Origin of the sequence: Serratia sp. P2ACOL2, assembly GCF_003691565.1 — a bacterium.
In the GTDB taxonomy this organism is placed as follows: Bacteria; Pseudomonadota; Gammaproteobacteria; order Enterobacterales; family Enterobacteriaceae; genus Serratia; species Serratia liquefaciens.
Window position 1 is genome coordinate 2,238,854 of sequence record NZ_CP033162.1, and the last position, 14,992, is coordinate 2,253,845.

General features: G+C 55.6%; 15 protein-coding genes. 7 read left to right on the forward strand and 8 right to left on the reverse strand.

Going from position 1 to position 14,992, the window contains the following annotated elements; genetic code table 11:
- Positions 1-63 precede the first annotated feature (63 nt).
- Both hxpB and EBA31_RS11060 read right to left on the reverse strand, forming a co-directional pair.
- Positions 64-729, reverse strand: coding sequence for a hexitol phosphatase HxpB (hxpB, locus tag EBA31_RS11055; protein ID WP_122079040.1), 666 nt, complete (start codon positions 727-729; stop codon positions 64-66).
- Positions 730-787: 58 nt separating this feature from the next.
- Positions 788-2,068, reverse strand: a complete 1,281-nt coding sequence (locus tag EBA31_RS11060; protein ID WP_122079042.1) for an HdeD family acid-resistance protein — start codon at positions 2,066-2,068, stop codon at positions 788-790.
- 195 nt (positions 2,069-2,263) lie between these two features.
- Here EBA31_RS11060 and EBA31_RS11065 point away from each other — a divergent pair, with 195 nt between their 5' ends.
- A complete protein-coding gene (locus EBA31_RS11065) occupies positions 2,264-2,824 on the forward strand; it encodes a YniB family protein (RefSeq protein WP_020826563.1) in 561 nt (186 codons plus the stop codon).
- A 44-nt stretch (positions 2,825-2,868) separates the two neighbouring features.
- Here the strand turns inward: EBA31_RS11065 and EBA31_RS11070 are convergent, their stop codons facing one another.
- Positions 2,869-3,738 (reverse strand): fructosamine kinase family protein, encoded by an 870-nt coding sequence (locus tag EBA31_RS11070; RefSeq protein ID WP_020826564.1) that lies wholly within the window; start codon positions 3,736-3,738, stop codon positions 2,869-2,871.
- A 260-nt stretch (positions 3,739-3,998) separates the two neighbouring features.
- Here EBA31_RS11070 and EBA31_RS11075 point away from each other — a divergent pair, with 260 nt between their 5' ends.
- A complete protein-coding gene (locus EBA31_RS11075) occupies positions 3,999-4,448 on the forward strand; it encodes a GNAT family N-acetyltransferase (protein WP_122079045.1) in 450 nt (149 codons plus the stop codon).
- Positions 4,449-4,485: 37 nt separating this feature from the next.
- Here the strand turns inward: EBA31_RS11075 and EBA31_RS11080 are convergent, their stop codons facing one another.
- From EBA31_RS11080 to ghoS, 5 genes are all read right to left on the reverse strand, one after another.
- A complete protein-coding gene (locus EBA31_RS11080; protein WP_122079047.1) occupies positions 4,486-5,346 on the reverse strand; it encodes a metal ABC transporter permease in 861 nt (286 codons plus the stop codon).
- Entirely contained in the window at positions 5,346-6,206 is an 861-nt protein-coding gene (gene yfeC / locus EBA31_RS11085) for an iron/manganese ABC transporter permease subunit YfeC (RefSeq protein ID WP_046373759.1), read from the reverse strand. Before yfeC ends, EBA31_RS11080 begins: the two co-directional genes overlap by 1 nt.
- Positions 6,206-7,096, reverse strand: a complete 891-nt coding sequence (locus EBA31_RS11090; RefSeq protein WP_122079050.1) for a manganese/iron ABC transporter ATP-binding protein — start codon at positions 7,094-7,096, stop codon at positions 6,206-6,208. The genes yfeC and EBA31_RS11090 overlap by 1 nt, the downstream gene beginning before the upstream one ends.
- Positions 7,093-8,037, reverse strand: coding sequence for a metal ABC transporter substrate-binding protein (locus tag EBA31_RS11095; RefSeq protein WP_122079053.1), 945 nt, complete (start codon positions 8,035-8,037; stop codon positions 7,093-7,095). The genes EBA31_RS11090 and EBA31_RS11095 overlap by 4 nt, the downstream gene beginning before the upstream one ends.
- Before the next feature lie 132 nt (positions 8,038-8,169).
- Complete coding sequence (gene ghoS / locus EBA31_RS11100) at positions 8,170-8,469, reverse strand: type V toxin-antitoxin system endoribonuclease antitoxin GhoS (protein WP_020826570.1); 300 nt, start codon at positions 8,467-8,469, stop codon at positions 8,170-8,172.
- A 109-nt stretch (positions 8,470-8,578) separates the two neighbouring features.
- On the opposite strand from ghoS, the gene EBA31_RS11105 reads away from it, so the two are divergent.
- From EBA31_RS11105 to EBA31_RS11125, 5 genes are all read left to right on the forward strand, one after another.
- A complete protein-coding gene (locus tag EBA31_RS11105) occupies positions 8,579-9,244 on the forward strand; it encodes a transglycosylase SLT domain-containing protein (RefSeq protein ID WP_020826571.1) in 666 nt (221 codons plus the stop codon).
- A 307-nt stretch (positions 9,245-9,551) separates the two neighbouring features.
- A complete protein-coding gene (locus EBA31_RS11110) occupies positions 9,552-10,277 on the forward strand; it encodes a gluconate 2-dehydrogenase subunit 3 family protein (RefSeq protein ID WP_122079055.1) in 726 nt (241 codons plus the stop codon).
- A gap of 2 nt (positions 10,278-10,279) precedes the next feature.
- On the forward strand, positions 10,280-12,061 hold the full coding sequence (locus EBA31_RS11115) for a GMC family oxidoreductase (RefSeq protein WP_041414502.1): 1,782 nt from the start codon (positions 10,280-10,282) through the stop codon (positions 12,059-12,061).
- A 12-nt stretch (positions 12,062-12,073) separates the two neighbouring features.
- Positions 12,074-13,411 (forward strand): cytochrome c, encoded by a 1,338-nt coding sequence (locus tag EBA31_RS11120; RefSeq protein ID WP_162302885.1) that lies wholly within the window; start codon positions 12,074-12,076, stop codon positions 13,409-13,411.
- 256 nt (positions 13,412-13,667) lie between these two features.
- On the forward strand, positions 13,668-14,951 hold the full coding sequence (locus tag EBA31_RS11125) for a septum site-determining protein (protein WP_020826575.1): 1,284 nt from the start codon (positions 13,668-13,670) through the stop codon (positions 14,949-14,951).
- Positions 14,952-14,992: the final 41 nt, after the last annotated feature.

Below are 14,992 nucleotides of genomic sequence, written 5' to 3' on the forward strand. Positions count from 1 at the left end.
AAGCAACGAAAAGGCGGGAGAAGTCAGATTAGCGGCACCGGCAGTAAGCCGATGCCGTGAAAATCAGGCCAGATGATCGGAGGTGAGTTGCTCAAGGGAATCGAGCTTGTGGTCGGCCAGCGCCCAACGGCCATCATGACGATACTCGTGCGCAGGGATCACGATAGAACGCATCCTCGCGGCCTTGGTGGCAATCATGCCGTTGAACGAGTCTTCCAGCGTTATACAGCGCAGGGGATCGCTGCCCAGGCGCTCGGCGGCGATCAGGTACACTTCCGGGTGCGGCTTGCTGTAAGGCAAGTATTCGGCGGAGACAAGTTGATCAAAGTAGCGTTCGAGGTCAAACATCTGCAGCACCTGTTGTTGCATGTGCAGCGGTGAGGCGGAGGCCAGGCCAATATTCAGATCCAGGCTGCGGCACAGCTCCAGCGCCTGTTGTACGCCAGGCAGCAGGGGGCGTTTTTCACGCACCAGCTCGATGGCGCGCTCGATAATACGTGCAGAGACTTCTTCTTGCGACACCCCTTGCCACGGCATGGCCTGGTACCACATCTTCACCACCAGATCGATGCGCAGACCCAGGGTATCCGGCAGTTTGTGGCGGTCTGACAAATCCAGCCCCAGTGCGCCAAAGATATCCAGCTCTGCCTGTAGCCACAGCGGTTCTGAATCGATCAATAAACCGTCCATATCAAAAATAGCGGTTTCAATGCGTTGCGAATAGGCCATTATCGGTTAACTCCTGCCGGTGAATGTGCCCGACACTTTAACATCGCCGGCGTTGAGACTAAAATTTTTGCCTGCGTGGCTGAGCCTTGCCAAAACGCAGGATGCGCCACATCTCCTGCACTTTTAGCCACCAGCGCTGATGTTGGCGTTCGGTGACCTGTTGCAGCATGCGGGCATAATCAAGCACCAACCCCGGTGTCCAGGTCATGCTTTCGCCACGGCTACGCAGCACCGCCAACATCCACAGGTTGGGATCGAGTATCAGCAACAGGAAACGCCGCCACAGATGTTTATCGCCCAGTACGCCTTCCAGCGCGCTATCGAGCGCCTGAATAACCGTGGTGGAGCAGTTGCGACGAGTCAGATTGTAAGTGGCATCCTGACGATAACGCTGCCAGAAGACTCGTAATGCCGTCGGGTTGTAACGGCGAAACTGTATTCTTTTGTCCGGCGGGCACCAGGCTGCCACTTCCTGTTGCAAATCGGGCAGAAAGCGTCCGTCGACGTTGTTTTGTTCGCCGGAGTGCAATAGCCGGCGGAAATCTTGTGCAGACTGGCTGATTTCGTTAAGCGGATAGTGGCTGATATACACGTCCGGTGCCAACGCCAGGGCGGCATGGCCAGTGGATATATTGCCGCTGCCGTCCACCGCCGCGATATAGCGATCGACGATGTAACGCCTGCGGGCATCTTTTGCCGATCCTGTCGGTGTCCAGACATACACCCTGAGCGGATTAGCGTCATTGGTTTGCGGCTGAGTGGCTAACTGCGGGTTCTGATTTAGCGAGAAGCTTTCCAGCCTGCGGGCAATGCGTAGCAGTGCCCAGCCGGAAAGCAGGATCATCACGCCGATACAAAAAGGAACCGTCATCCGATGCGGCACCGGCCAGCCAATAAAAATCATCAGCGAAAGCAAGATTTCGCCGCTGCCCGCCAGCGCGACCGGTTTCCAGCGGCTGTGCTGGATCACCGTAGAAGAAGCAATGCGAACCGCACCGTCAAGCAGTAGCGCACTGCCAAACACCAGCGTGGCGACGATGTTGTCGTCGGCGGGCACGTCCCAAACTAAAAAGGCCAGAAACAAAAAGCCCAATCCCTTCAGCATCACTGGGCGACTGGCGGATGAGCCGATCACCAATGCGGCGGAAATCGCCACTAATCCCTCCAGCGCCAGCAGTACCGCCAGCGCATCCAACGCCAGCACCGAACGCCCGTCCTGAAGTAAATCGAACAGCATCAGCGCGCCTACGGCGATCCACGCCCAGCCGAACAGCATTAGCAGGCGGCGTTGCCCCCGCAGCGCCTGCGCACCCAGCAATAAGATAATCAGCCGAATCATGAAGGCCCCTGTTTAAACGGTTTGATTTAACTATATAACTATTTACCGGCAACGCGCGCTCGCCGTTAAGCTGTTGATTTCGGATAATCCCGGCTACGCTTGTAGCACAGCAGTGCTGAAGAAAACGGTGGGCGAGTTTCAATAACTACAGGTAGACTTAGCCCATTACGGTTACGTCGCTTACAAGGGGAACACATGACGTATCAACAGGCTGGGCGCATTGCCATTTTAAAACGTATTCTTGGCTGGGTGGTTTTCATCCCTGCGTTACTGTCAACGCTGATCTCGCTGCTGATGTTTGTGTATCAACACAGCGAAAAGACCAAAGGCATCAACGCAGTAATGCTGGATTTCGTTCACGTAATGGTAGATATGGTGCGCTTTAACACCCCGTTCCTGAATATCTTCTGGTATAACTCGCCGGTACCGGACGTAGAAAAAAGCCTGTTCAGCGGCGCGAACCTGATGTTTATCATCATTTATATTCTGATTTTTGTCGGGCTGGCGCTGCAGGCCTCTGGCGCACGTATGTCACGTCAGGTGAAGTTTATCCGCGAAGGCCTGGAAGATCAGATGATCCTCGAACAGGCTAAAGGCAGCGAAGGGCATACGCGTGCGCAGTTGGAAGAGCGCATTACGCTGCCGCACCACACCATCTTGCTGCAATACTTCCCGCTGTACATCTTGCCGGTGGTGATTGCGGTGATTGGCTGGTTTGTGATCAAGCTGCTCGGCCAACTGGCCGGGGCGGCCTGATAACGGCTGCTCATTAAAAAGGCGCTGATTTCAGCGCCTTTATTTTATCGGGACTCGGGATGCAGCAACGCTTCCACCGCGCGTTGGGCCCGAACCAGATGCTGCCCGCCGAACAGGTTACTGCGGTTGAGCAGGTAATACAGTTGATAAAGCGGCTGACGTTCGATAAAGCCGCTCTCTAACGGCCAGACGCTCTGGTAGCCGTCGTAAATTTGCGGCGGCAGTTCCGGATACAGCGGCAGCATGGCCAAATCACACTCTCTGTCGCCCCAATAGCAGGCCGGATCGAACAGCAGTGGGCCGTCGGCGGTCATTGCGCAGTTGGCCGGCCACAAATCCCCGTGCAGAAGAGAAGGTTGCGGCTGATGATGCTGCAAACGCAGATACACGATGTCGACAATCTCATCGATATCCCCAAAGGTCATGCCTTTCTCTGCCGCCATCTGCAGTTGCCAGCCAATGCGCTGTTCGGCAAAAAACTCTGACCAGCGGCGCTGCCAGGCGTTGGGCTGCGGGGTGGTGGACAGGTCGTTGTCGAAGTCGAGGCCAAACTGCGGCTGTTCGCTCCACTTGTGTAAATGGGCCAGCTGTTGTCCGAGACAGTGAGCGCCATGGGCGTCTAAAGGTTTCAGGGTTTGGTATTCCAGCAGCAAGAAGCTGTAATCGCGATCGCTGCCTACGCCGTACACCTGCGGAACCCGCACGGTTTTACTGCGCGCCAGCAAGGCCAGCTGGTCGGCTTCGGCGGTGAAGATGGGCAACAGTTCGCGAGCGTCGCATTTGACAAACACCTGATTGTCACCGTAACTCACGCGCCACGCCGGATGGATTTCTCCCCCGGGCAGTTCGGTCCTTTCGCGGATTTCTGCGCTGCCAAGATGTTCACTTAACAGACGGCTAACGGCTTGCCACATGGTACACCCCCTCTGTGTTGCCTGCGAATTCATTAGGTTAGCGTCTTTAGCCCTGTGAAAACACGACCTGGCGCACAGCTGGCACCAACAACCGGCGATTTTATCGCCATCGCATTTGCTCAAAGTATATACGCTATTGATTAATTTAAGTACGACGTCTGTTGCAACTTGGCGGCGTGAGAGCGATGTTTATAAGGTCGTCAGCTATTACGGCAGGGGCAGGATTCAGATAACTATCATTATCAATGAGATGAACAACAATGGAGCAAAACCGGCAGTGGCACCGAGGGGAATACCGGATCAACTGCGATACAAGTGAACTGAACCTCTCCTTTACTCACGCATTTTTGACCACTTCAAGCTGGGCGAGCGGCATTTCGTTGCCGACGGTGCAGTTGTCTATCGACAATAGCCTGTGCTTTGGCCTGTACCATCAACACCAGCAGATTGGTTTTGCGCGTCTGGTGACGGATTACGCTACTTTTGGCTATCTGTGCGATGTGTTTGTCTCCCCGGACTACCAGGGACAAGGGTTAGCGCGTTGGTTGATGGATTGCACGCTGGAACACCCGGTGTTGCAGCGGCTGCGGCGGATTATGCTGGTGACCGGTACTGCGCCGTGGTTGTATCAAAAGGTGGGTTATGAAGCGATAAACCGCGAGGATTTTGTCTGGCATATTGTCCGACCGGATATCTATCAGCAGGCGTAATGAGCAGCGGCGGGGCCATTAGGCACCGCCGCCTGTTTCAAGGTTTTGCGTCGAGCATTCCATTTTCGTGACGTTGTAACGGTTTAAATTTACTGTAGAGCAGGGCGAACACGAACAGAATGGCCTGGACTATCACAATGCAGGGGCCGGTGGCACCGTCAATGTGGAAGCTGATCAAGGTGCCGAGTACGCAGGAGAACACAGACACCACCGTGGCGACTATCAGCATGCGGTCGAAGCTGCGGCACAGCATGAAGGCAATGATGCCTGGAGCAATCAACATCGCAATCACCAGAATGACCCCGACGGCCTGCAATGAGGCGACAATCGTCAGCGCCAGCAGGCACAGCAGCCCGTAGTGCAACAGTTTCACCGGCAGGCCAATCACCCTGGCATGGTTGGGATCAAAACAGTAGAGCATCAAATCTTTGCGTTTCAGCAACACCACCAGCAGCGTAATGCCAGCCATCAGCAACGTCTGCTTCAGCTCTGCATCGGTAATGCCCAGCATATTGCCGAACAGAATGTGGCTGAGGTGCTGATCGGTATCGATACGGGAAAACAGCACCAGGCCAAAGGCAAACATGCCGGAGAAAACGATCCCCATCACCGTGTCCTCTTTCACCCGGCTGTTTTCTTTCAGGTAACCGGTAGCTACCGCACAGAAAATACCGGAGAAGAAGGCGCCTATCACCACCGGGATGCCGAGCACGAACGCCACCACGATACCGGGCAGCACCGCATGCGAGATGGCGTCACCCATCAGCGACCAGCCTTTGAGCACCAGATAGCAAGAGAGCACCGCACACACCACGCCGGTCACGATGGCGGCCAGGATTGCCCGCTGCATAAAGGGATAGGCGAAGGGCTCGCTGAGCAGTTGATACAGGATTTCCATCAGTGGCCTCCGGTCTGTTCACGTGCCACGCGGCGTTTGGACGCCAGTAGCCCATGTTTGGGGGCGAAGAAAAAGGCGGCCAGGAATACCAGCGTTTGCAGAGTCACGATCACCCCGCCGGTAGCCCCGTCGAGGAAGAAGCTGAGGTAAGCGCCCAGGCCGCTGGTCAGTGCGCCAATCACGATGGCGATAATCACCAACCGGCTGAAGCGGTCGGTCAGCAGGTAGGCGGTAGCCCCCGGCGTGATCACCATAGCGATCACCAAAATGGCGCCAACGGTTTGCAATGCCGCTACGGTGCAGGCGCTGAGCAGGGTGAAGAACAGGATCTTTAACCGCAGCGGCGACAGGCCGATAGACACGGCGTGGTTTTCGTCAAAAAACACTGCCAGTAAGTCTTTCCACACCAGACACAAGATCAGTAGCGAAACGCCGATGATAATCTCGACCTGCAATACGTCTTCATCTGCGATGCCGAGGATATTGCCGAAGATAATCGACTGGACGTTAACCGAGGTCGGGTTTAGCGACACAATCAACAGGCCTACGGCGAAGAAGGTGGAAAAGATAAAGCCGATAATGGCGTCTTCGCGCAGGCGAGTCACGTGGCGCACCAGCGTCATTGCCAGCGCGGCCAGCATGCCGGTGAAGAAGGCTCCGGCGGCGTAGGGCAGGCCTAGCGCATAGGCCCCGGCAACGCCGGGTACCACCGAGTGTGACAGTGCGTCCCCCATCAGCGACCAGCCCTTTAGCATCAGGTAGGCCGAAAGGAACGCGCAGGCGGCGCCGACGATGGCGCTGACCCAAATGGCTTTGACCATGTAGTTGTAACTGAAGGGTTGCAGCAGAAGTTCCAGCATCAGGGTTGTTTCCCCTTCGGCTGGCTTTGCGCCGGCGGATCGCTCTTGGTATGGCCGTAGAACACCGCTGGCCGCTCGTCATCGGTCAATACCGTGACCGTGCGCGGATCGTTGTCGTCGTGCAGATCCGGGCCTGACAGATTGATATGGCGCAGTACGCCGCCAAACGCCTGTTCCAGATTGCTTTGGGTAAAGGTGGTTTCTGTTGGGCCGGCAGCCAGCACCGTGCGGTTAATCAGGATCACCCGATCGCAAAATTCCGGTACGCTCCCCAGGTTATGGGTTGAAACCAGGATCAGGTGGCCTTCATCACGCAGTGCGCGCAGCAGGTCGATAATGGCGTTCTCGGTTTTGACGTCGACCCCGGTGAAAGGCTCGTCCAGCAGCAGAACGCTGCCTTGTTGCGCCAGTGCCCGCGCCAGAAAGACGCGTTTTTTCTGCCCGCCGGAAAGCTCGCCGATCTGGCGGGTGCGTAACTCACTCAGCCCAACGCGCTCCAGCGCCTTGTCCACCCGCAGCCGGTCTTCCTTTGAAGGAATACGCAGGAAGTTCATCTTGCCGTAACGGCCCATCATGACGACATCTTCCACCAGCACCGGGAAATTCCAGTCAACGTCCTCGGTTTGCGGCACGTAAGCAATAACGTTTTTCTTTAATGCCTGCGCGACCGGCTGCTCGTTGAGCTGTACGCGGCCCGTGGTGGGCCGCACCAGGCCCATAATGCTTTTGAACAAGGTCGATTTACCGCTGCCGTTGACGCCAACCAGCGCGCAGATGGCACCGCCGCTCAGGGTAAAGCTGGCGTTGTGGATCGCGGTATGGCCGTTGTTGTAGGTCACGGTAACGTCGTCCACGCTCAACTCAGGGCGGACAAAAACCTCACTTGTCATTGATCAAATCCTTTGGCAATGGTTTGTACGGTGACGTTGAGCAGGTCGATATAGGTCGGTACCGGGCCATCCTGGGTGGACAGGGAGTCGACATAGAGCACGCCGCCGTATTTTGCGCCGGTTTCTTTCGCGACCTGCTTGGCCGGTTTGTCTGAAATAGTGCTTTCGCTGAACACCACCGGGATGTGGTTGGCACGCACGGCGTCAATCACCCGGCGAACCTGCTGCGGTGAACCTTGTTCATCGGCGTTGATCGGCCACAGATAGACTTCTTTCAACTGATAGTCTTTGGCCAGATAGCTGAAGGCGCCCTCGCTGGTCACCAGCCAACGCTGGGCTTCCGGAATGCGAGACAGGCGTTCGCGCAGCGGGGCATCCAGCGCGGCAATTTTGGCGGCGTAGGCTTTAGCATTGCGATTGTAGGTTTCTGCATTGGCCGGGTCGTACTGCACCAGCGCTTTGCGGATATTTTCGATGTACACCTGCGCATTGCTGGCAGACATCCAGGCATGTGGATTCGGGTTGCCGTTATAAGGCCCTTCGCGGATCGGCAGCGGGGTGATGCCTTCGGTGACCACGGCCGCAGGCACCTGTTTAATGTTCTCGAAGAAGCGTTGGAACCAGCGTTCCAGATTCATACCGTTCCACAGGATCAGGTCGGCGTGCTGCGCTTTGACGATGTCGCGTGGTGTAGGCTGGTAATCATGGATCTCTGCACCCGGTTTGGTGATCGACTCCACTACGGCGGCGTTACCGGCTACGTTCTGGGCAATGTCCTGAATAATGGTGAAAGTGGTCACCACGCGCAGCTTCTTTTCCGCCAACGCGGCATGGCTGGCAAGGCTGGCGGTCAACAACAGACACAGCAGGGTGAAAGGGCGGAAGTAGGCCCTATTCTTAACGAGGGATAGGCGGGGAAAAGCGCGTTGTTTCAAAAACATGGTGACATCTCCTGGCTCAAATGAAAATGATTATCAATATCAATTAGAGCAAAGTCAAGCGTCACCTGCAGGCAAACTGCCGGTTATTTCCACAGCGAAGCGAAATAATACCCAGCAGTGAGTTATAGCATTTTATGTATCAGTATGTAACCGCTTTACGTAGTCCTCATAGGTGACGATGTCGACCTCCGGCGCCTTGCCCAAGGCCACCTGACCAAGCTTCTGGGCCAATTGCCGTACATCCTCTTGATCCAGTGGGGTTATTAACGCAAAACTGTTGCTGCCCAGCTCGTGCGGAACGCCATTTTCGTCGGCCACCGACGTGACAAATCCTTGCAGGGTTAATTGTCCTGTCAGCTTGGCTAAATCAGCTAATCCTTCTTCCTGATAGCGAAAAGTCACCACAAAACACGTCGTTGCAGATTGACTCATAAATCACCTCTTGGTATACGAGTAGCTTGAGAATAGACCAAAAAAACCGTACAGGCGTCCTTACAAGTTGTATATGCTACGCAACTCATTGAAAGGAGTGAGGGATTCTGTGAAAACAAAAATAGGTTGCCTGACGGCAATTTTGCTTTTGTCGGGGTGTGCGAAAGACCCGCAAACAGCAACTAATAATTCAGGCAGTGGCACATCGCGTGGTGGTTGGCTAAAAACCCCCCCGCAGGCACCGGTTAACCGCACGGGGACACCGATAGCCTATAACGATTACATTCGTCAGGCAGCCAGCAGCTATGGCGTTGACGAAACGCTGATTAAAGCGATTATTCAGGTGGAGTCCGGGTTTAACCCGAACGCAGTCAGCACCTCGAACGCAGTGGGATTAATGCAGCTGAAGCCTTCAACCGCCGGGCGTGATGCCTATCGTTTAAAAGGAAGAAGCGGGCAACCAAGCTCGCGTGAGTTGAAGGATCCGGCGGTCAATATTGATCTGGGAACGGCCTATATCAATATTCTTCAAAGCCAGCAGCTAGCCGGGATCAACAATCCACAGACGTTGCGTTACGCCACCATCGTTTCCTACGTGAATGGGGCGGGCGCTATGCTTCGCACTTTCTCATCGGACAAGCGTGTGGCGGTGAACCGTATCAACCAAATGAGCCCGGATGAGTTTTATCAACACATCCAGAAAAAGCATCCTGCCCCGCAGGCGCCACGCTATCTCTGGAAAGTGACCACCGCCTACCAGGCGATGTCACCCTAGCCAAGATTTTTTCGTAAAACCGGCCGCGTCAGCAGCCGGTTTTTTATTGGCTAGCGCTAAATTCGCGACATATCTCTCATTTTTCGTTATTTCCCATCCTGTTACCTAAAAAACCGCACGAATCGTTAACTTTACATTACCCATCAAATCTTTACGTTTATTCAATAAGTTACCGGTAACATTTTGGCTTTTGTTCACATTTTGGTCTTCAATAAATATACAAATAAGTAACAATTTGTGTTTAAAACCCGCATCGACCGCAAGGTTGAGGTTAAATAGTTGTGATTATCTTTGGATGGAATGTGATATGTCGGACGATAAAACTAACAATTCACGGCGCGATTTCCTGTTGAAATCGATGACTTTAATTCCCGCAGCAGTGATTGGCGGCAGTGGCGTGAGTGCGCTGACAGCTCCAATCCCGGCGGTTGCGGCAACAGACACCTCAAAACAGCAAGATTACCAACCGACTTTCTTTACGCCGGAAGAGTGGGCCTTCGTTAAAGCCGCTGTGGCGCGACTGATCCCGGCGGATGAACGCGGCCCCGGTGCGCTGGAGGCCGGCGTGCCGGAGTTTATCGATCGTCAAATGAATACCCCGTACGCCACCGGTTCTATTTGGTACATGCAGGGACCGTTTAACCCGGATGCACCGAAAGAAATGGGTTATCAACTGCCATTGGTGCCAAAACAGATCTATAACCTGGGCATCGCAGATGCTGATGCCTACTGCAAGAAAACCGCCGGTAAACCCTTTGCTGAACTTGACGCTGCACAGCAGGATGCGCTGTTGCAGAAGTTTGAGTCCGGAGAGGCGGAATTCTCGCAGTTGCCGGCAAAATTGTTCTTCTCCTACCTGTTGCAAAACACCCGCGAAGGTTTCTTCAGCGACCCGATCCATGGCGGCAATAAAGACATGGTTGGCTGGAAGCTGATTAATTTTCCGGGCGCGCGCGCCGACTTTATGGACTGGGTTGAGCGAGGGGAACGTTATCCCTTACCTCCGGTCTCGATTCGTGGGGAGAGGGGGTAACAATGGCAACGGTAATGAAAAAAGTAGACGCGGTGATCGTCGGTTTCGGTTGGGTGGGCGCGATTATGGCCAAAGAGCTGACCGAAGCGGGCCTGAACGTGGTGGCGCTGGAGCGTGGCCCGATGCGCGATACCTATCCGGACGGTTCCTATCCGCAGGTGATCGACGAACTGACCTATAACATCCGCCGCAAGCTGTTCCAGGATCTGTCGAAAAGCACCGTGACCATTCGTCATAATACCAGCCAGACTGCGGTGCCTTACCGCCAGTTGGCGGCGTTCCTACCGGGTACCGGCGTGGGCGGCGCGGGCCTGCACTGGTCCGGCGTCCATTTCCGGGTCGATCCTATTGAGTTGCGTATGCGCAGCCATTACGAAGAGCGCTACGGCAAGAGCTTTATCCCGAAAGACATGACCATCCAGGATTTCGGCGTGAGCTACGCCGAGCTGGAGCCATTCTTCGACAAGGCCGAGAAAGTATTCGGCACTTCGGGCACCGCCTGGACCATCAAAGGCCAGAAAGTGGGTCAAAAGGGCGGCAACCCGTTCGCCGGTGACCGTTCGGACGACTTCCCGCTGCCGGCGCAGAAAAATACCTTCTCTGCCCAGCTGTTCGAGAAAGCGGCGCTGGAAGTAGGTTATCACCCGTATAACCTGCCTTCCGCCAACACCTCCGATTCCTATACCAACCCGTACGGTGCGCAGATGGGGCCGTGCAACTTCTGCGGTTTCTGCAGCGGTTATGCCTGTTACATGTATTCCAAGGCTTCGCCGAACGTCAACATTCTGCCGGCGCTGCGTATGGAAAAACGCTTTGAGCTGCGCACCAACGCTAACGTGTTGAAAGTGAATCTGACCGCCGATAAATCCCGTGCGACCGGGGTGAATTACATTGACGCGCAGGGTCGTGAAGTCGAGCAGCCGGCGGAGTTGGTGATCCTGGGGGCGTTCCAGTTCCACAACGTGCATCTGATGCTGCTGTCCGGCATCGGTAAACCTTACGATCCGGTGACCGGCGAAGGTGTGGTAGGGCGTAACTTCGCCTATCAGAACATGACCACCATCAAGGCGTTCTTCGACAAGGACGTATACACCAACCCGTTCATCGGCGCCGGCGGTAACGGTGTCGGTGTTGACGACTTCAACGCCGATAACTTTGATCATGCCAAAGAAGGCTTCGTCGGCGGTTCGCCGTTCTGGGTCAACCAGGCAGGGACCAAGCCTATTTCCGGCTTGCCAACGCCGCCAGGAACGCCAGCCTGGGGTAGCAAGTGGAAAGCGGCAGTGGCCGATGCTTATACCCACCATGTATCGATGGATGCGCACGGTGCGCATCAGTCGTACCGCAGCAACTATCTGGACCTCGATCCCAACTACAAGAACGTCTTCGGCCAGCCCTTGCTGCGCATGACGTTCGACTGGCAGGAAAATGACGTCAAGATGTCGCAGTTCATGTACGACAAAATGGCACCTATCGCCAAGGCCATGAACCCTAAACTGATCGCCGGCAGCCCGAAAAACGCCAATAGCCACTTTGATACCACCAGCTACCAGACCACCCATATGAACGGCGGGGCGGTGATGGGGGAAGATCCGAAAACCAGCGCGGTGAACCGCTATCTGCAAAGCTGGGACGTGCATAACGTATTCTCGATCGGCGCTTCGGCCTTCCCTCAGGGGCTGGGTTACAACCCGACCGGCACCGTGGCCGCGTTGGCTTACTGGTCTGCCCGTGCCATTCGCGAGCAGTATCTGAAAAACCCAGGCCCTTTGGTGCAGGCATAAGGACGGCGACTGATGAAAGCATTTGTTCCCGCACTGGTTCTCAGTGCACTGAGTTTTTCCGTATGGGCGCAGGACGCCACCGTCAGCAGCGAGCTGATCAAACGCGGTGAGTATTTGGCGCGCGCCGGTGACTGCGTGGCCTGCCACACCAACGGCAAAAGCGGTAAAGAGTTTGCAGGCGGTCTGGCGATGGAAACGCCGATCGGCACCATCTACTCCACCAATATTTCGCCGGACAAGAAAACCGGTATCGGTGATTACAGCTTCGAAGACTTTGACAATGCGGTACGCAAAGGCGTCGCCAAAAACGGCAGCACCCTGTACCCGGCGATGCCGTATCCGTCGTTTGCCTTGGTGAAAGAGGATGACATGCGCGCCATGTACGCCTATTTCATGCACGGTGTGCAACCGGTGGAGCAGGCCAACAAGGATTCCGACATTCCTTGGCCGCTGTCGATGCGTTGGCCGTTGAGCATCTGGCGCGGCATGTTTGCGCCTTCACCGGACGACTTTGTGGCTGACACCAAGGCGGATCCGGTGATTGAACGCGGTCGCTATCTGGTGGAAGGGCTGGGTCACTGTGGCGCCTGCCATACGCCACGTAGCCTTACCATGCAGGAAAAAGCGCTGAGCAATAACGACGGCGACACCTATCTGTCCGGCAGCAATGCGCCGATCGACGGTTGGGTGGCTTCCAGCCTGCGCGGTGACAACAAGGATGGGTTGGGGACCTGGAGCGAAGCCGAACTGACGGAGTTCCTGAAAACCGGACGCAACGACAAGTCTATCGTGTTTGGTGGCATGAGCGACGTGGTAGAGCACAGCCTGCAGTATCTCAGCGATGAGGATCTGACGGCGATCTCGCGCTATCTGAAAACGCTGCCGCCGAAAGACGGCAAGCAGCAGGCGGCACCGGTCGAAGACAGCGTCGCCAAGGATCTGTGGCGCGGTAACGACAGCAAGCCCGGAGCGGCGCTGTACGTCGATAACTGCGCGGCCTGCCACCGCACCGATGGCGTAGGCTATAAACGCGCCTTCCCGGCGCTTAAGGGCAATCCGGTGGTACAGACCGAAGACGCGACTTCGCTGATTCATATCGTGCTGACAGGTAATACCACGCCGGCGGTGAAAGGGGCGGTTTCCAACATCACCATGCCGCCGTTCGGCTGGCGTCTGAACGACCAGCAGGTAGCGGATGTGGTGAACTTCATCCGTTCAAGCTGGGGCAACAGCGCCAAGCCAATCGACGCCTCAGACGTGGCCAGCGTGCGTAAAGACCGCTCGATGATCCGCGATGAGAAGGAGATGGGCAGCGCCGCCGTACCGGAACATCCGGACGCCAACAAGTAAATCTGAAAGGGCCTCGTTCGAGGCCCTTTTCTTTTGGCCGAGCGTGCTGATTTTGGCAGCATTTTCTGCTCGTAAATCACTCTGTCAGCCGATAAAACATAGACCCGAGCCGCATTTTTCATTATCCTTTGCCGTCCTTTTAGCAGGAACAAGAGTGAAATACTGCGTTAATCCACTGATTAATATTAAAAATTCGCGGAGAAGGATATCCCGTTGAGCGCAATCGTTGTCGCTGAAGAGTAAGGTAAGCTTTCTTATGAGTACGATTTCTCCCGATTCAGGCACGCTGGCAACCGCCCAGGCTGCCAAATGGAATAAAACCGATACCGTGTGGATGTTTGGGCTCTATGCCACCGCTGTCGGCGCAGGAACCCTGTTCCTGCCGATCAATGCAGGTCTGAATGGCCCGCTGGTCCTGTTGTTGATGGCGTTGTTCGCTTTCCCGCTGACTTATTTACCGCACCGCGCATTGAGCCGCTTTGTGCTGTCAGGCTCCAGCCGTGACGGCAATATCCATGATGTGGTGGTGGAGCACTTTGGCGTGCTGGCCGGCAAAATCATCATGGTGCTGTACCTGATGGCGTTCTTCCCGATCGTGCTGGTGTACAGCATCTCGATCACCAATGCGCTGGACAGCTTCCTGATCCATCAGTTTCACCTGGCGCCGCTACCGCGTGTCTGGCTGAGCCTGGCGGTGGTGGTGGTTCTGAACCTGGTGTTGCTGCGCGGCAAAGACGCTATCGTTTCGGCGATGGGCATGTTGGTGTTCCCGCTGCTGGTGTTTTTGATGGGTATCTCGCTGTATCTGGTACCCACCTGGCAAACGGCAAACTTTGTCAGCGGCCTGGCCAACACCCAGTTCAGCAGCCCGGACCTGTGGCATTCACTGTGGCTGGCGGTGCCGGTGATGGTGTTTTCTTTCAGCCATGCGCCGATTATTTCGTCCTTCGCCTCCACGCAAAAGAGCCTGTACGGTGAGAAGGCCGAACGCCGCTGCGCGCGTATCATGCGCTACAGCTATGTGCTGATCTGCGTCACCGTCTTGTTCTTTGTCTTTAGCTGCGTACTGAGCCTGTCACATGAGGATATGCAGCAGGCGAAAGATCAAAACATCACCGTGCTGACCACGCTGGCGAACAAATTCTCCAACCCGCTGATCGCCTACCTTGGCCCAATGATGGCGATGCTGGCGATGGCCAAGTCTTATCTCGGTACTTCCCTGGGCGTGACCGAAGGGGCAACCAGCCTGATCGACGGCCTGACGCGAGCGGTTGGTAAACCCTTGAGCTCGCGAATTACGCACCGAATTTCTGCGATATCGCTGTTCCTGCTGACCTGGGCGGCGACGGTGTGGAACCCAAGTGCGCTGCACATTATCGAAACCATCAGCGGTCCGCTGATTGCAGCGATCCTGTTTATTCTGCCGATGTACGCTGTGCGTGCAGTGCCCGCGATGCGCCGCTATCGTGCGCTGAGCAACGTCTTTGTCCTGGTGATGGGCCTGATAGCGCTGTCGGCGCTGATTTACGGCCTGATTTGACCTCAGTAGCGCATCGGATTCGGTGCGCTGCTTTTTCCCTG